This window comes from Wocania ichthyoenteri Th78 (genome assembly GCF_000789235.1).
In the GTDB taxonomy this organism is placed as follows: Bacteria; Bacteroidota; Bacteroidia; order Flavobacteriales; family Flavobacteriaceae; genus Wocania_A; species Wocania_A ichthyoenteri.
This window is the reverse complement of the sequence record NZ_KN525716.1, coordinates 2,299,502-2,316,926: the sequence shown is the minus strand read 5'-3', so window position 1 is coordinate 2,316,926 and position 17,425 is coordinate 2,299,502. Positions and strand designations below refer to the sequence as shown.

Genomic DNA, 17,425 nt, shown 5'->3' with positions numbered 1-17,425 from the left:
TTTAATAGATTCCAGCCTTCACTTCGACTAAGCTTAATGACACGCGGGAATGACAATCTTTTAAATCTTGAAATCTTTACTTCAAGGAATTATTTCTTTAATTAATTAGTTAAAGATTTCCCCATGTAAAAGTCTAAAACTTTTGTCTTAAAAACAAAATCGTACTTAGCATTTATTAAAGACGATTGTGCATTTATAAACTGCACTCTGGCTTGTTCCAAATCGAAAGCTGTCATATTACCAATATTGTAACGCTCTTGAGAATTGTTAAATGCTAATTCTTGAGAGGCTAAAGATTTTTTTGCTGCATCATAAGCTTTAAATGCAGCTTGAGCATCTGTATAAGCTCTTTGAATATTAGATTCTAAATCTAACTTAGCTTGTTGTAAACGCAGTTTACTGTTATCTTCTTGAATTTTAGATTTTGCTACTGCCGTTTTATTCTGAAATCTAGAAAAAATAGGAATTCCAACATTAAGGTTAAAACTATGTCCTTTATTATCATTTAATTGATCTAAAAAAGCAGCTTCATTATTAGCCAAATTTGAATAGAATGCATTAGTACCAAAACCATAACCTAATGAAACGTTAGGTAAATAACCGCTTTTAGAAATTTTCGTGCTTAATTGAGCGCTTTCAATATTTTTTTCAGCTATTTTAATTTCGTTCCTATTTTGCAACGCATAGTTTAAAATTGGAGTGGCATCTTTATACAGCAAAGCTTCTGATGGTGTATTAACATCTATCATTTCTACATCAAACCCATTAAAAGGTACTTGTAATAATTGTGACAATGTAAGTAATGCCAAATTAAAATTGTTTTCAGCAATAGTAACTTGTTGTGCATCTCTACTTAAAGTTGCTTCAGCATCATAAATATTAGCTTTGGGTTGTACGCCAGCATCTACCAAATCTTGTACTTGTTTGAGTTGTTTTTGGCTAAAATCGAATTGTGCTTTTGCTGTTTCTAAATTTTCCTTATTAAATAAGATATTCAAATAAGCATCAACAACATTTAAAGATATATCATCTTTTAAGCGCTCTAATTCTAATTGACTTCGCTCTGAATTTAATTTAGATTGTTTATAACTGTTTAAAGTTCTAAATCCACTAAAAACATTTTGCGATACGCTTAAGCCTAAACTTGTGGAATGACTTGTTCTATTTGCAAATATACCTTGTGCTACCAAACTAGTCCCTAAACTTAAACCTTGAGAAACACTACCACTTACTGATGGCAAAAACTGTCCTTTTGCAGCTACAATATCTTGTTCGTTTATAAGCAATGTGTTCTCCGTTTGCTTTACAGAAATATTATGTTCTAGTGCATGTGCTACTGATTCTTGCAGCGTCCATTTTTTTTGTTGAGCAAAAGATGATGCTATAATTAACAGCAAACATACTAACAAGTTATTTTTCATATTTATAATACTGAAATTAATCATTCTCATCATCTTCGTTATCTTTTGATGCTTTATTCCACACTTTAATTTTGTCGCCTTCTTTAACTCCTTCGGTTATCTCTACATTAATACCATCAGACAAACCAAGAGTTACATTACTTTTCTCGAACTTACCATCTTCTTTTTGTATTTCTACAAAAGGTTTTTCTGTAATTCTATTGTATTGCAATAAGGCTTCTTTAATGGCTAAAACGCTATCTTTACTTTCTATGTCAATTTCTGCATTAGCGCTATAACCTGCTCTAATATTTGTGCTTTGTTCTATTTGTACGTCTGCTTTTATAGTAAACTGTACTGCTCCATTCTCCTCTATACCTTTAGGTGCAACAAAAGTCAATTTTGCTGGGAATTCCTTATCATTAATAGCTCCTAATAACACTTTAATTTCTTTACCTTCTTGAAGTTTACCAACTTCTGCTTCGTCAACTTTACCTTCAAAAATCATAAGACTCATATCTGCAATAGTAGCAATGGTTGTACCTGCATTAAAGTTGTTACTTTGAATAACTTGATCGCCCTCTCGAACAGGAATCTCTAAAATTGTACCAGGTATTTGTGCTACAATATTTGTGTTTGCAGAACTTCCACCAGAAATAGACCCTCTTTTTATAATTTGGTAATCGTTTTGTGCTTGAGTTAGCGACTCTTTTGCTTGGTTAAATGACAGTGCGCTATTTTCAAAATCTTGTTGAGAAATTACACCTTTTTCAAAAAGTGTTTTATTTCTATCATACAATGTTTTTGAGTTATCGTATGACAATCTAGATGATGATATTCTACTTTTTGCACTAACTAAACTTTGCTCGTTAGGCACTACTCTAATTTTTGCAATTAAATCGCCTTTTTTAACAATATCGCCTTCTTCAACAAGTATTTTATCTACAATACCAGAGATTTGCGGTTTTAATTCAATCTCTTCTTCTGGATTTAATTTACCCGTTGCCACAGCTTTTGTGTTGATTGATGTGTAAAAAGGCTCTTCAACTTTATAGTCTACGACATCTTTTGAGTTGGCATCTTTAAAATACTTTAATACAAATACTAATAGTACTAAAACAACGATTCCTAAAATAATTTTTACTGTTTTGTTCATTTTTTTGATTGTTTATTCTTCTCTTAATGCTTCAATTGGTTTTATACTTGTGGCTTTAAATGCAGGAATTAATCCTATTAAAGTTCCTAATATTACTAATATTACTAATGCTATAAATACCACTGCTATTGACACGGATGCGTTTACTATGGCAGCATCGTCTCCTTGCCCGAAAGCGGCATCTAATGCAATTAAAATCCATCCGCCAGATATAATTCCGAATAATCCAGCAACTAGAGTTAAAAATACTGCCTCAACTACTATCTGTCTTTTAATCTCAAATGGTGTGGCACCTAAAGCACGACGTACTCCAATTTCTTTAGTACGTTCTTTTACTGTAATTAATAAAATATTACCAATGGCAAATACGCCTGCTATTAATGTTGCTATACCTACAAACCATGTTAAAAATTGCATACCTGTTAAAAATCCGGTAACTTTTGCAAACTCTTTTCCTAAGTTAAAACTACCAAAAGCCCTTTTATCTTTAGGGTGAATACTATTTAAGTTTTTAAGTAATAATTTAGCATCGTTTTCAATTTGTTTGATGTCGTTTTCTGGTTTCCCCGTTATCATCATCCAACCAATTTGATCGCCTTGATTGTATATCTGTTGAAATGTTGTGAATGGAATATGAATATCTGATGTTGGTCCCATATTAACATTGCCGTTTTCAAACATACCAACAACTTTAAAGTTTATGCTATTAATTTGAATGTATTCGCCAATAACATCTTCGTCTTTATCAAATAATTGCTTATAAATTTCTTCTGATATGACGGCTATTTTTTTATTATCGTCAATATCATTCTGATTAATAAACCTGCCATGAATTAGTTTTTTCTTTTGAACTTGGTCTAATAATGGATAGTCTCCATTTATTCCGAAATTTCCTGAAAGGAATTTTCTAACTACTTGTGCTTGATTTTGATTTCTAGGCACAACAAACTCGATGCCTTCAACATTTTCTTCTACTTTTTTAGCATCAGACAAAGTTAATCGTACTTGTTTACCTTCTTGAAATCCTTTAAATGGTTTACTTGTGCTTTGACCCCATACAAAAACACTGTTTGTTGCAAAGCTTCCAAATAATCTATTGAATGAGTTTTCTAATCCTCTTGCTGACCCCAATAATCCTATTAATAGTAAAATGCCCCACCAAACCCCTACCATAGTAAGTATAGACCTTAGTTTATTTTTACTAAAGCTATCGTAAACTTCTTGCCATGTATCTCTATCGAATAAAAATTTAAACATAATTAATCGTTTCTTAATGCTACAATAGGTTTAATTCTCGATGCTTTTTTTGCAGGTAAATATCCAGCAATAGCCCCAGCTGTTACTAATGTAATGGTTGCACCAATTACAAGACTATTACTTACACCTGGATCTTTTATAAAGTATTCTTCTAAGCTTGGTTCTACAAGCTCTAAAACACCGATACCAAGTATTAAACCAACATAACCAGCAATAGCTGTTATTAAAATAGACTCAATTAAAATTATTGATACGATTGACCGTGGTGATGCGCCTAAAGCTTTACGAATACCTATTTCTTTGGTACGTTCTTTTACTATAAAAATCATAATATTACTAACGCCAACAATACCTGCTATTAAAGTACCAAAACCAATGACTAGTATAATAACGGTTAACCCCCCTGTCATAGCATCTACTTGCTTTGTGCCTTCTGCACGATTACGAACTCTAACAGCTCTTTGATCGCTTCTTGCTACAGAAAAACGATCCTTAAGTTTTCTAGTTAACAAAGTGCTAAATGCTAATGCTTGATCGTAATCCATTTCGGGATTATAGGTTAAATTTATTTGATCTATATAATCATTATTCCCATATAAATGTTGTGCCGTTGTTACTGGCATATATATTAAACGTTCTTCGTTATCGCCTCCATCGTCTGTAAAAACACCAACCACTTTATATTGTATGCCATTCAGATTTATATATTTCCCTATAGCAGCTGTTTTTAAAAACAAATCTTCTTCAACAAGCCTGCCAATAACAACAACTTTTGTTCTGTTTTTTAAGTCGTTTTGATTAATATATCGTCCTTCTTTTATTTTTGTTTTTTCTAAATACTGATGATCTGGATGTACAGCTCTTAAACTATAATTATTTTGTTCGTTTCTAAAAGAAGCTTGAACATTCCTATAAATTCTTGCTGTTATAAATTCAACTTTATTACCAAACTCATCTTTTACATAATTAAAATCTTCGTTTTTAAACTGAATGCGCCTGCCTGCTTGCAACCCCTTATGAGCCTTTGTTGTTTGTCCTGATCGAATAAAAATAGAGTTGTTAGCATCATCAACAAACGCTTCGGCAAATGTGTTTTTTAATCCATTAGCGATACCAAAAAGAATAGTAAATAATAGTATGGCAAATGCCACAGTAAAACCAGAAAGCAAACTTCTGGTTCTATTTTTATTAATACTTTGAAATATTTCGCGCCAAAGGTCTATATCAAACATACTGCTCTGCCCTAACTTGTTCTACCTTTTTATCTTCCATTATAACACCATCTCGCAATCTTACAATACGCTTACACATATTTGCTATATCTTCCTCATGTGTTACCATTAAAATGGTTTTGCCTTCATCATTTAATTGCTGAATAAAAGCCATAATTTCATGCGAGGTTTGTGTATCAAGTGCACCTGTAGGCTCATCTGCTAGAAGTAGTTTAGGGTTTGCAGCTAATGCTCTTGCAATAGCCACACGCTGATTTTGACCACCAGAAAGCTCTTTTGGTAAGTGTTGCGCCCAATCTGCTAATCCAACTTTTTCTAAATGAAACATGGCCAATTCTTGGCGTTGCTTACGTTTCATACCTTGATAATATAATGGCAATGCTACATTTTCAAGTGCATTTTTATAGTTTATAAGGTTGAAAGATTGAAAAATGAATCCTAAAAACTTATTTCTGTAAACAGCTGCTTTTTTTTCGGTAAGATCTTTTATTGGTAATCCATCTAGTATATATTCTCCTTCATCGGCTTCATCTAACATACCAATAATATTTAATAATGTCGATTTTCCAGATCCGGAAGACCCCATAATAGCAACCATTTCTCCTTCCTCTACAGAGAGGTCAATACCTTTTAAAACATGTAAACTGGAATCGCCTATAGGATAGGACTTGTGAAGCTGGCTAATTTTTAACATTTTCTTGATTGATTTAATAAAGCTAAGGCTTTGTAGTTAGACTTAAAAGACAAAGAAATGTTACAAAAATTGTACCTAAAAATTTTTATTACTTTTTTAACGTATTGAATTTCTTATAAATAAAATATGCAATACCTCCAACAAGTATATATGGAATTGCCATTAAATATACAATACCATCGTTAATACCTTCTGCGGTAGCTTGCCCTTCTTCACTTTCTAATACAGCACGACACATGGCACATTGTGCATTCGTTTTTAGAAAGGAGAAAAGAGAAAAGAAAATAAAGACAATTCTATGTTTCATTTTTATACGTAGTAAGGTGAAATCATAATATAAACTATAACACCAGTTGCAGCAACATAAAGCCATAACGGGAATGTTATTCTAGCTATTTTTTTATGTTTTTCAAAATTGTTTGTAATTGCTCTAACGTATGTAATTAATACGAATGGTATAACTACAATAGATAGCACTATGTGTGTTAATAATATAAAATAATAAACATATTTAATAGCACCTTCACCACCAAATTTAGTAGAATCACTCGTCATATGATAGGCTACATACATAAGCAAAAAGGCAGCTGAACACCAAATAGCAGTAGTCATTAAATTTTCATGCAACACTATATTCTTCTTTTTAATGGCGAAAAAAGCTATAACTAAAATAACAGCTGTCAATCCGTTTATGGTAGCATAAATTGGAGGTAAAAAGCTTAGAGGCTCTACATTTGGTATTTTTACACTAAACAATACAGCTACAATAATGGGTATAACTATGGATAAAATAACTATTAGTGTGTTGTATTTTTTATCGTCTAAAATAGGGTCTTGATTATTCATTTTTCAAAAGATTTTTGCTTCGTACTTCGACTGCGCTCAGTGTGCACATTGAATGACAAAACTATTCGTTAAGTAACTTTTTAATATCTTTTTTTAAAGCACTAATTTCTTCTTTTACACCATCTTCATCTACTTGTTCTGCTTCAGAAACTATCCCTCTATAATAAATTATTGGGTTTCCAAAACCGTCTTTTCTTGAGCGAATAAATCCATTTTTATCAATTAAAGCGAAATTACCCGAATGCTCGAAACCGCCTTCAACTTCTGCATTTTCTCCTGTGTACAAATTAAATCCTTCGTTAGCTAATTTATAAACTGAGTTTTTATCACCTGTCATTAAATGCCAATTTGGGTTTATTACACCGTAGTGTTCTGCGTAAGCTTTAAGAATTTCTGGCGTATCATAATCTGGGTTTATAGTGAATGATGCCACACCAAAATCTTCAAAATCTTTAAATGTATTTTGAATTTGAATGAGATTTGCATTCATTCGAGGGCAAATGGTTGGGCAGGTTGTAAAGAAAAACTCGATAACATAAACCTTTCCTTCATAATCTTTATGAGTAATGATTTTTCCATTTTGATTTGTAAACGAAAACGCTGGCACTTTTTTAGGTTCACCATTAATTTCGATGAATGCCAAATCTGAAAGTGGCACTTTTTTGTCACCTGCTAAATCACTTCTACTTTCGTTTCGTATAACATCATCATTAGAAATTCTGTCTATTATTTTAGGAATGAATATGATTCCGAAAACAAGAACTATAAATGCTATTCCTATATATGAATAATTAGTTTTTTTCATTTCAACTCTTTTTTCATTCCCTCGAAGGAGAGAATCATCATTTTTTATACTTTAAGTTTGGCACTTAGACTGCGCTCAGTGTGACAAACTGTTTAATTTGTTTCAGTTTTTTAAATCGTTTGCTCTTCGCGTATCAGAATTAAATTCGCCTTTTCGCTTTTGCCTATATTCTGTAAATAAGATGCGTAAATCATCGCTCATTTTATTTTTAATTTCGGCAACCTCAATACAGTCGTATGAATTTAATTCGTAAACAGGTTTGTTTTTTTCCAACTCGTTATCAGTTCTATCGTCTAATCTTCCACGTTGACTTAAATCTTTATCAATAACAAACACATTATTTGATGATAAATCTTCATTAAGATTCAATTTCGATTTTAAGCTGTAAAACAACCGCTGAATGTCGCTTGGTTCACCAAATACAAAATGCCAAAACCGCAAATCTTCGTATGATGCTATTTCTAATTTAAGTTTTTCAACAGTTTCTTCTGTTCCTTTTGGTGCTACAATTACGATTTGAAAACGCTTAAAACCCTTAAATTTATCGTATACTAATTCTTTTAAATTAGAAGTTGCAATAAGTTTATCCATGGGTTTATTTCCTACAAACCCAAGTACAGTTATATGGTCTTTTAAAATGATTGAATCTTCAGAATCTGACGAGAACGCCTGTAAATCCAATACATCTTTATTTACAACATCTAATGGCTCGTAATTGTGCGTTGCTGGGTATAAAAACAATAAAAAGGTTACAGGAAGAAAGAACAAAACTCCTAAAACAACATAGCGACTGACTTTCTTATAATCCATTAATATTTATGTTTTTTTTAAAATAAAAAACTAGTTTGCAAAAATAAAAAAAGGCAGTCTAAAAACCACCTTTATATATCTATTTAACACTTCGACTTACTTAGGCTCCGCTCAGCACAGGCGCTCAGTGCAAACTCAAATAAAATCTTTTAAAAATCATTTTTTATAAATCCATCTTTATATACATCAAAAACGTATTCGCCTTCTTTTAATAAAATGAATATTAAGTATAAAATCAAGAAGATTGCTGTCCAAACCACCATACGTCTTAAACTTCTAGTTTCATCTCGCATGTGCATAAAATCCCAAGTAATGTAATAGGCTTTTACAATGGTTAAGATAATAAATATCCAGTTTAAAGCTTTCATGCCTAAAACTTGTCCCATTAAACTTTCTGGCTTAATTATACCTAATACTACTTCTATTATTGTTACAAAGGTTAAAAAAACTAAAACACCCCAAATTTTTTGAGTATTTGATTTAAACTTTACTAAACCTCTAAATATTTCTAATTTATGCTCGTGTGCCATTTTATAATGCTTTTAGATTTCCTTCTTCAAGGAAATGAAAATATATTTTAATTCAATTAAACTAAGTAGAAGAATGTAAATACAAATACCCAAACTAAATCTACAAAGTGCCAATAAAGACCAACTTTTTCAACCATTTCGTAACTTCCTCTACGCTCGTAAGTTCCTAATATCACATTAAAGAAAATGATGATATTAATAAGTACTCCTGAAAATACGTGGAAACCGTGAAACCCTGTTATAAAGAAAAAGAAGTCTGCAAATAATGGTGAACCGTATTCGTTTACATGTAAGTTAGCGCCTTCTACAACCGCTCTTCCATTCTCTTTAATTTGTCTTAAAGATTCAGCTCTAGATAGTACTGTTTTTTCGCCAGCTTCGTTTATAATTTGCGTTCTCACTAATACATTATCATGAGATTCTAAGCCATAAACAACTTCTTCTACTGTATATGTTGGTAATGTACCTTCATCAACAAACCACAATCCGTTTTTACGCTCGTGTACAGTTCTATCATTTTCTCCAGCCACAACAAAGTCTCTTAAGGCTACACGTTTGAAAACTTGCTCGCCATCAACGTCTTTATACTCTCCAAACTGTAAAATGTTTCCTCCTTTGGTTTGAATAGCACCATAATCACCTTTAATAAACGTGTTCCATTCCCAAGCTTGAGAGCCCACGAAAATTAAACCTCCAATAATGGTTAAAAACATGTACCAAGTTACTTTAGTTTTATTCATATGATGTCCAGCATCAACCGCTAAAACCATAGTTACAGACGACATAATAAGTACAAACGTCATAAAAGCCACATAATACATTGGTGCATCTACACCGTGTAAAAACGGAAAGTGAGTAAACACTTCGTCGGCTATTGGCCATGAATCTATAAACTTAAATCTTGAAAATCCATAGGCTGCTAAAAACCCAGAAAATGTTAAGGCATCAGAAACAATGAAAAACCACATCATCATTTTGCCATAACTTGCTTTAAGAGGTTGGTTACCTCCACCCCAAGTTTTTCCTTCTGTTCCAGTATTTACAACTGTAGTACTCATATGTATTGGTTGTTTTTTAAAAGTTGCACAAAAATAATCATTTTATTTATCTAATGAAATATAAAAATAAAAAGAGATACACCCATAGTATATCTATAAAATGCCAAAAGGTAGCTGCGAGTTCAAAACCTAGCATTTTCGATACGTTATACTTTTGTTTAAAATGATTATAAATTACGACCAATAAACAAATTAACCCAACAACCACGTGCAAAATATGTACAATAGCTATTAAATAAATGTAAGACATAGTTACATTACTAGTTGGTCCTGTAAAATTATAGCCTAAATCTATAATTTGTTGAAAGCCTTTAAATTGATAGAAAATAAAAATAATTCCTAATACTAATGTTACTAACAACCACATTGTAGTAGATTGTCTATTGTCCTTTTTTAAAGCTTGTTTAGCCAAAATAAATGTAACACTACTTACTAAAATAATAACTGTGCTAATAATAAAAGCACTTGGTAATTGAAAATCTTTTAACCAATCTGGTCGAGAACTACTAACTACAAATGCACTTGTCCATCCTGCAAAAGACATAATAAGTGAAACAATACCAAACCAAAGCATCATTTTTTTTGCTCTATTATTTTTTTCTTCTAAAGTACCTTGAGTTAAATCCATAGTTATCTAATAAATTTATCGATTACATAAACAATTTGCACCAATGAAATGTAAGATACACTAACTAGCATCAATTGTTTTGCTGATTTTTCAGTCATTAATCTAAATAAGCGAATGGCATAATACAGCATCCATAACCCTAAAAGCAATACAATTACTGCCGCTACTATTGATAGTTGCAGTTTTCCTGTAAATCCAAATACTGGAATTATAGATACTATTAGTGTCCAAATGGTATACATAATAGTTTGCACCGCAGTACCTTTATCTTGTTTTCCTGTTGGCAACATAAAGAATCCGCCTTTTTTATAATCTTCAAATAAAAACCACCCGATTGCCCAAAAATGAGGAAACTGCCAGAAAAATTGTAATGCAAACAAAGTTCCTGGTTCTATACCAAAATCGTCTGTTGCAGCTACCCAACCTAACATAAACGGAATAGCTCCTGGGATGGCACCAACAAATACAGCTAATGGTGTTTTAGTTTTTAAAGGCGTATAAAAACAAGTGTATAAAAATATAGAAATTGCACCAAACATAGCAGTTTGCTTGTTGATGGTGTACAATATAATGATGCCAAACAATGTGAAAATTGACGCAATAATAAATGCAGTGTTAACCGACATACGTCCAGCTGGAATAGGTCTGTCCTTCGTGCGATTCATCAACGCGTCTAAATCTTTTTCAATAATTTGGTTAAACGCGTTCGATGCACCAACCATAAAGTAGCCACCAAATGCTAATAAAATTAAAGTTTTAAAATCTACCGTTTCTGCGCCTAATAGGTAGCCTGCAAGTGATGAAAAAACCACACTTAATGCCAATCGCATTTTAGTGATTTCTTTGAAATCTGAAATTACAGAATGTGTTGCTATTGAAGATTTTGAATTACTCAATGTTTCCTTTTCTTGATCGTTTTATAATGCGAGTGCAAAGATACTTTATTAAAGCAATTTGAGCAATGCTTTTTAATGCTAAAATTTCAAGCGCAAAAGTTATTCGGAATTAAAAAATATAGCTTCACTCATAATTTTGTATTTTTATAATATTACTAATGCTTCACATATCATTAAAAATGAAAACACTTAAAACCATTTGCTCATTTTTCGCTTTTTCAATTGTATTTATAGCTTGCGGACAAAACAACGAGGTTGTTATAAAAACTAATAAACTTTCCAAAAATATTTATATGCTAGAAGGTCAAGGTGGTAATATTGGGGTTTCGGTTGGAGAAGATGGTGTTTTAATGATTGACAGCCAGTTTGCAAGATTAACACCAAAAATTTTAGCTGCGATTAAAAATATAAGTAAAAAAGACATTAAATTTCTAGTTAACACGCATCACCACGGAGACCACACTGGCGGAAATGCTAACATATCAAAAACAGGAACTCATATTATGGCACACGATAATGTCTATAAACGTGTTAAAGCAAATGATAACCAATTAGACAAATCACTCCCTATTATTACTTTTAATAACAAGTTAAGTATTCATATTAATGGAGAGCAAGTACTTATTTTTCATGTTGAAAATGCCCATACCGATGGAGATGCCATGTTATATTTTACAGAAAGCAATATATTACATACTGGAGACACATATTTTAATGAACGCTACCCTTATATAGATTTAAACTCTGGTGGAAGTATAGATGGCTATATCAACGCTGTTAAAAGCGCACTTATACTTATTGATGATAATACAAAGATAATTCCAGGACACGGAAAACTATCTAATAAAAAAGAGTATCAATTTTTCTTAAGCATGCTTGAAAATTTAAAGACTCTTGTTTTAGATGAAATAGACTCTGAAAAGACGGAAGATGAAGTTGCTAATAACACTTCACTTACTAAAAAGTATGATGATTTAAATTATAGTTGGAATTTTATTACCTCTAAAAAAATACGACGTACTTTTTATAGGAGTTTGAAAGAAAAGTAAGTTCATTATTTGGGCGTTACCCTATCGGGTCGGGCTTGAATTTATCCTGAGCGCGAAGGGTTATATAATTAATCCTGCCTCAAAAAAGGATGAGTTCATCCTGAGCTTGTCGAAGGGCTGCAATCCCTAACGTGAAAAAAGTCAGATTAAGCAACTTAAATTTTAGATTTAATCCGTAAGATTCCTGCTTTCGCAGGAATTGGTTAATTATCAAAATACCAATTAAACAAATCGGTTCTTAATCCAAAATTAAACCAGACCGTGTTACTTTTAAAAGTAGACGCTGTAATAGCTTCAGGATTAAAATTTCTAAAACTAATATCGGTAAACACCTTTAAATTTGACGCAGGATTAATGATATAACCTGCTTGCACGTTTCCATTAAATGTTTTTGTTTTTATACCTTGGCCAACTTCAACACCAGTATCAAAAGGACGGTCGTTGTAATTTCTAAAAATATCTGCGCCGTAACTAAAATTATCGGTGCCATCATTAAAATCTAATCCGCGAACACCAAAAATTAATTTCGCATCGGCAAACCAACGCTTGTAATGGTAACGCCCAATCAAAATCGCCTCGCTAAAGTTTGCGCCCCATAAATGCGCCATTGACTGATTGTTGTGTCCGTAATTTGTCGCAATCGTATTATGAGAATATGTATAAGGCCGTATGCGATTATATTCAAATTGAAGCATTAAATTGTCAACCTTAAAGGCATTAAAATATTTAACACCTATTTGGTAACCGTATTTGTTTTTCCAACTTTTTTCACCGCCTTTTATATCACTCAGCGAAAATTCATCTAAAACAAACTGACTATAAATATTTATATTATCGTTCCATTTGTATTTTGCAGACGCCCCAATAATAGCATTACCAGCATCTTGCCCGGTTTCAAATTCAATAGCTCTATAAAATATGATTGGGTTTAAATAGTTGACATCGAAACCTCTGTTTTCGGTATTAGCCCAAATAACCGATTCAAATAATCCTAAATTAAAGCGTTTGGATACATTCCAACTTAAATAATGGCTTGCCATGTATTTGGTTAAAAACGCACCATCCTCAGTAACTTCTGGTCGCACATCTTTTAACCACATCCAAGTATTGGTGTATTTTATTTTCCAAAACTTAGTATTTAATTTTAAAAATGGGTGTGGACTCGCCACATCACTTAACAACAACGAGCGATAACCATCCCCAATAAAGTTTTTACCATGACCAAATTGAATGTTTATAAATTTTGCTGGTGCATACGATAAATACGCTTCGGCAACCGGATAATCATAAGAATCACTTTTAAAACGTTTTGCAATACCACGCCCAGGAATAATGGCTGGGTCTGGACCAAAGGCTTTTAAACTTTCAGCATATTGATTGACATATTGTGCAAATCGTCCTTGACTCTCAAAAACCGAAGCATAAAAATTCAGCTTTTTACCCAAACCACCTTGAACTAAAAACCCACGAGTATTGTTATATGTAGAACTAAAATCCGCATCGGTATCTTTACCAACTTGTAAATCGAAAATAGGATCGATAGTAAACCAATAATCTTCTCCTTGTAATTGCACTAAATGCTCATTCCAAAGCTTTTTACCGGCCCAAGTATTGGCTTCTTTTTTAAGCTTTTGGTTTTCAGCTTTAAAATCGTAATAGTTTGAAACTTCCTCATAAACAAATGGTTTTGATGCCGTGTGACTATTGGTTCCGACAAGATTCATATTTCTATCAAACTTGGAATAATCACTATGTGTAAAAGGAATATTTAGTTGACTCGCATACCCTTTGTTTTCAAAAGTTCTCAAGCTTGCGTTTATACTATCAAATTCTGTTTTTGCTGCGTCTTCTAATTTAGATATTTCGCTAACTTTTGTAACATTTATTAAAATCTTTGATTGATTTACCAATGGTATTTTAATCGCAATGGAATATTGCTTATAAGTCGTTCTTCCATTATAAGTTGCCGGTTTTACTTTTGGCAACAGTGCAAAAACACGCTTTGCTTCGTCTTTTAATTCATTATAAATAGCATCAATATAAATCACCTTGAATAAACCTGTTCTATCAACCTCAAAAAGTACGGCGATGTCTCCTTTATAATTTTCATCTAAAGCCTTTTGTGGTATTTTAAAGTTCTCGTAAATATGGGTGAATATATTATTGTTAAAACACTGTTGCAAAACATCAATTTCTACAGATTCACAATTGGGGAAAACTGGTGGTTTTTCATAAAGAAAAGTATCTTGCGCGCATACATTATATTGAACCAAAAGTATAAGTAGGACAACGAATTGCTTCATAGGATTTGATAAGAATTAATTTTGAGCAGAAAGATACTATATTTTTTAAGATTCCTATTCTTAATAGAACATACGATTTCAATTTCTAAACATGAATAGTTGATTTTGAGAATCTGAAACAAGTTCTGATTAATAAAAAACCGCTATCAATTAAATTGATAACGGTTTTAAATACTTTAAATTATAAAGCTCTTATTGTACTTTAAATTTGATGGGCAATGTATAAATAACTCCTACATTTTTATCATTTTGTTTACCTGGTGTCATTTCTGGCATTAAATTAATAACTCGAATTGCTTCATCTTCTAACTTTGGATGTGGAGCTCTTGTTTTAATATTGCTTACTTTACCAGTTTTATCAATAGTAAATTGTACATCTATTTTCTGCATGCCTGTTAAACCATAATCTGAGGCGATATCATCACCGTGAAATTTTCGTTGTATAAGTTTAGTAATTTTTTCAGACATACATTTTCTTCTATCATTATTATTTTTTGCTTTTTCACATCCTGGATAGATAGGTACATTTTGAATAAAAGCAATAGGAACATCTAAATCTTTAGGTTCTGGGATAACATCAATATCTCCTGGGTCAATTGGTGGATTTACATCATCTGAAGGGTTTACAATTAGGTTATCTTTAAACAAATCATCTGGTGTATCATTTGTCACTTCTTCAAACTCATGTGATTTGCTTTGCTTCCGTTCAACTGGCTCATCAAAAGTTGGTTTTACCGTTTTAATTATTGGTACATCAATATAAGTCGGAGGATCAATAGGAGGCAAATCTGCATAGGTAGAAATTTTTGTTTCAAACTTCATTTCAAACAAGCCATAGGCGGCAAGTAAACATACAATTAAACCAATTTGAAAGTAAAGGGTTGAGTTTTTTTGTAAATTTGCATCATGCTTTTGTGATTTTTTCACGATTTGCTCATTTTGCCGAATGAGTTCGTGAGTCTTTTTTGGAATTTTCATTTGTTAATGTTTTATTTCAAACTAAGGTCAAATGCAATTCGCAAAACAAAATTTACTGTTTCCAGGAATATAAACACAATTTTGTTTATGCTCATTTCATAATAATTATAGTTTATATGTTAATATTATGATAAAATCACAATAAGCATACCAAAAAAGAAATCCCGTTACAAAATTTGTAACGGGATTTTATACTTCAACTTCGCTCAGCAACCAATATTACTCAGCTTATTATTTTTAAACTTAATCTTGTACTTGAAAAATAATTGGTAAAGAATATGGAACAGTTACTGCTTTACCTCTTTGTTTTCCTGGTTTCATTTTAGGTAACAACCCAATAACACGTTTAGCTTCTTTTTCTAAACCTGGGTGCGGTGCTCTTGCACGTATACCAATTATATTACCCGTTTTATCAATTTTAAATATTACATTAATACGTTGTCTTCCAGACAAACCTAAGTCTCCAGCTAAATCTGTATTAAACTTTTTATTTACAAATTTTGCTATTTTATCAGACATACATTGCTTTTTAGCAGCATTGTTTCCTTTTTCGCATCCTGGAAAAACTGGTACGTTTTCAATAACTGCAAAAGGGACTTCTATATCTTCTTCTACTTCTTCTACCTCTACTTCTTCAACCTCAACAATTTCGGTTTCTTGATCGGCTTCTGTAGATTCAATCACCGTTTCCTCTACCTCTTCTTCATCCTCTACAACCTCAATAACTTCTGGAGCTGCTGGTGGCGGTGGCGGTGGTGGTGGCGTTTTTATTTGTTCTGTAAGTGGAATTTCTTCTTCATCAAGGTCATCTAAATTTAACTGTCCTATATCAATATTAGACTTATCATACGTTTTGTAATTAATCGCATAATTTGTTAAGAATAGCATTAAAGCTAAGCCAATTGCAAAATATAGCGAACTGTTACGTCCTACATTTGCTTTAGGATTTTTTTTAGGTTCCATAATTTAATTGTTTTTAGAAGATTGCTAAAATAACCATTTATTTGTCAAAAAAGCAAGCGTTTATAAATTTTATATATACGTTTTTCTGTTAATTAACAGTAATAACACCATAAATAACACACCCAAAGTATTCGCTATAGCATCATAAACATCAGTGTGTCTTGATGCAGTAACACTTCCTTGTAATACTTCAATTATTATACCAAATATTATTGAAAATAGAGCAGCATAAATTATTGCCTTCGTTTTTTTGTATTTAAACTTAAAAAAAAATGTGTTAACCCATAAAAAGGCTAACACACTATATACTAAAAAATGGAATATTTTATCGGCAAAAGAAATACCAACATCTGGTAAGTTATTAATTTTAATTAAACTTACTGCTGCTAATGCAATTGAATAAAATACTGCAATTATAAGCGCATACCTTTTAAGCACCTATAAGTGCTTTATAGTTGTCTGCAGACATAAGGTTTTCTGCTTGAGAAAGATCTGAGCATTTAAGCTTAATCATCCAACCATCGCCGTAAGGATCGCTATTTACTTTTTCTGGCTCGTCTTCTAAAGCTTCGTTAAACTCAATAATTTCACCAGATAATGGTAAAAATAAATCTGACACTGTTTTAACAGCTTCAACTGTTCCGAAAACTTCTTCAGCGTCAAGGGTTTCGTCTACGGTTTCAACTTCAACATACACAATATCTCCTAATTCGCTTTGTGCGAAATCTGTAACACCAATGGTTGCAATGTCGCCTTCAATACGAATCCACTCGTGATCCTTAGTGTATTTTAATTCTGATGGAATATTCATTTATAATAA

General features: G+C 32.0%; 19 protein-coding genes. 1 reads left to right on the top strand and 18 read right to left on the bottom strand.

The features are described from left to right. Nucleotides 1–101 precede the first annotated feature (101 nt). The 13 genes from RG22_RS10060 to cyoE all read right to left on the bottom strand — a co-directional run bounded on the left by RG22_RS10060 (nt 102) and on the right by cyoE (nt 11,312). Nucleotides 102–1,421, bottom strand: a complete 1,320-nt coding sequence (locus tag RG22_RS10060) for a TolC family protein (RefSeq protein ID WP_034045967.1) — start codon at nt 1,419–1,421, stop codon at nt 102–104. Between the two features lie 16 nt (nt 1,422–1,437). Further along, nucleotides 1,438–2,556 (bottom strand): efflux RND transporter periplasmic adaptor subunit, encoded by a 1,119-nt coding sequence (locus RG22_RS10055; RefSeq protein ID WP_034042914.1) that lies wholly within the window; start codon nt 2,554–2,556, stop codon nt 1,438–1,440. A 12-nt stretch (nt 2,557–2,568) separates the two neighbouring features. Then, nucleotides 2,569–3,813: an ABC transporter permease gene (locus tag RG22_RS10050; protein WP_034042913.1), complete on the bottom strand. Its 1,245-nt coding sequence runs from the start codon at nt 3,811–3,813 to the stop codon at nt 2,569–2,571. A 2-nt stretch (nt 3,814–3,815) separates the two neighbouring features. Further along, on the bottom strand, nt 3,816–5,045 hold the full coding sequence (locus tag RG22_RS10045; protein WP_034042911.1) for an ABC transporter permease: 1,230 nt from the start codon (nt 5,043–5,045) through the stop codon (nt 3,816–3,818). Further along, nucleotides 5,038–5,739, bottom strand: coding sequence for an ABC transporter ATP-binding protein (locus RG22_RS10040; RefSeq protein WP_034042910.1), 702 nt, complete (start codon nt 5,737–5,739; stop codon nt 5,038–5,040). Before RG22_RS10040 ends, RG22_RS10045 begins: the two co-directional genes overlap by 8 nt. Nucleotides 5,740–5,827: 88 nt before the next feature. Further along, nucleotides 5,828–6,046: a membrane protein gene (locus tag RG22_RS10035; RefSeq protein ID WP_034042909.1), complete on the bottom strand. Its 219-nt coding sequence runs from the start codon at nt 6,044–6,046 to the stop codon at nt 5,828–5,830. A 2-nt stretch (nt 6,047–6,048) separates the two neighbouring features. Continuing rightward, nucleotides 6,049–6,585 (bottom strand): DUF420 domain-containing protein, encoded by a 537-nt coding sequence (locus tag RG22_RS10030; protein ID WP_034042905.1) that lies wholly within the window; start codon nt 6,583–6,585, stop codon nt 6,049–6,051. 61 nt (nt 6,586–6,646) lie between these two features. After that, complete coding sequence (locus RG22_RS10025; RefSeq protein WP_034042904.1) at nt 6,647–7,390, bottom strand: SCO family protein; 744 nt, start codon at nt 7,388–7,390, stop codon at nt 6,647–6,649. A 102-nt stretch (nt 7,391–7,492) separates the two neighbouring features. Next, nucleotides 7,493–8,200 carry a hypothetical protein gene (locus tag RG22_RS10020; protein ID WP_034042902.1) on the bottom strand — a complete coding sequence of 236 codons (708 nt, stop codon included), beginning with the start codon at nt 8,198–8,200 and terminating at the stop codon, nt 7,493–7,495. Nucleotides 8,201–8,349: 149 nt separating this feature from the next. Continuing rightward, the gene (locus RG22_RS10015) at nt 8,350–8,730 is read right to left on the bottom strand and encodes a cytochrome C oxidase subunit IV family protein (protein WP_034042901.1); all 381 of its coding nucleotides are present in this window, start codon (nt 8,728–8,730) and stop codon (nt 8,350–8,352) included. A gap of 56 nt (nt 8,731–8,786) precedes the next feature. Beyond that, entirely contained in the window at nt 8,787–9,788 is a 1,002-nt protein-coding gene (locus tag RG22_RS10010) for a cytochrome c oxidase subunit 3 (protein WP_034042900.1), read from the bottom strand. Between the two features lie 46 nt (nt 9,789–9,834). Continuing rightward, the gene (locus RG22_RS10005) at nt 9,835–10,416 is read right to left on the bottom strand and encodes a cytochrome c oxidase subunit 3 (RefSeq protein ID WP_034042899.1); all 582 of its coding nucleotides are present in this window, start codon (nt 10,414–10,416) and stop codon (nt 9,835–9,837) included. A gap of 2 nt (nt 10,417–10,418) precedes the next feature. Further along, entirely contained in the window at nt 10,419–11,312 is an 894-nt protein-coding gene (gene cyoE, locus RG22_RS10000) for a heme o synthase (protein WP_034042898.1), read from the bottom strand. Between the two features lie 179 nt (nt 11,313–11,491). On the opposite strand from cyoE, the gene RG22_RS09995 reads away from it, so the two are divergent. Beyond that, nucleotides 11,492–12,361 carry an MBL fold metallo-hydrolase gene (locus RG22_RS09995; protein ID WP_034045966.1) on the top strand — a complete coding sequence of 290 codons (870 nt, stop codon included), beginning with the start codon at nt 11,492–11,494 and terminating at the stop codon, nt 12,359–12,361. Between the two features lie 203 nt (nt 12,362–12,564). Here RG22_RS09995 and RG22_RS09990 read toward each other — a convergent pair whose 3' ends face one another. The 5 genes from RG22_RS09990 to gcvH form a co-directional block, all read right to left on the bottom strand. Beyond that, nucleotides 12,565–14,664 (bottom strand): gliding motility protein RemB, encoded by a 2,100-nt coding sequence (locus tag RG22_RS09990; RefSeq protein ID WP_034042897.1) that lies wholly within the window; start codon nt 14,662–14,664, stop codon nt 12,565–12,567. A 192-nt stretch (nt 14,665–14,856) separates the two neighbouring features. Then, nucleotides 14,857–15,642, bottom strand: coding sequence for an energy transducer TonB (locus RG22_RS09985; protein WP_052143697.1), 786 nt, complete (start codon nt 15,640–15,642; stop codon nt 14,857–14,859). Nucleotides 15,643–15,885: 243 nt separating this feature from the next. Beyond that, entirely contained in the window at nt 15,886–16,605 is a 720-nt protein-coding gene (locus RG22_RS09980; protein ID WP_034042895.1) for an energy transducer TonB, read from the bottom strand. Between the two features lie 69 nt (nt 16,606–16,674). Further along, complete coding sequence (locus RG22_RS09975) at nt 16,675–17,043, bottom strand: VanZ family protein (RefSeq protein WP_052143696.1); 369 nt, start codon at nt 17,041–17,043, stop codon at nt 16,675–16,677. Then, nucleotides 17,036–17,416 carry a glycine cleavage system protein GcvH gene (gene gcvH / locus RG22_RS09970; RefSeq protein WP_034042894.1) on the bottom strand — a complete coding sequence of 127 codons (381 nt, stop codon included), beginning with the start codon at nt 17,414–17,416 and terminating at the stop codon, nt 17,036–17,038. The genes RG22_RS09975 and gcvH overlap by 8 nt, the downstream gene beginning before the upstream one ends. Between the last annotated feature and the right edge of the window lie 9 nt (nt 17,417–17,425).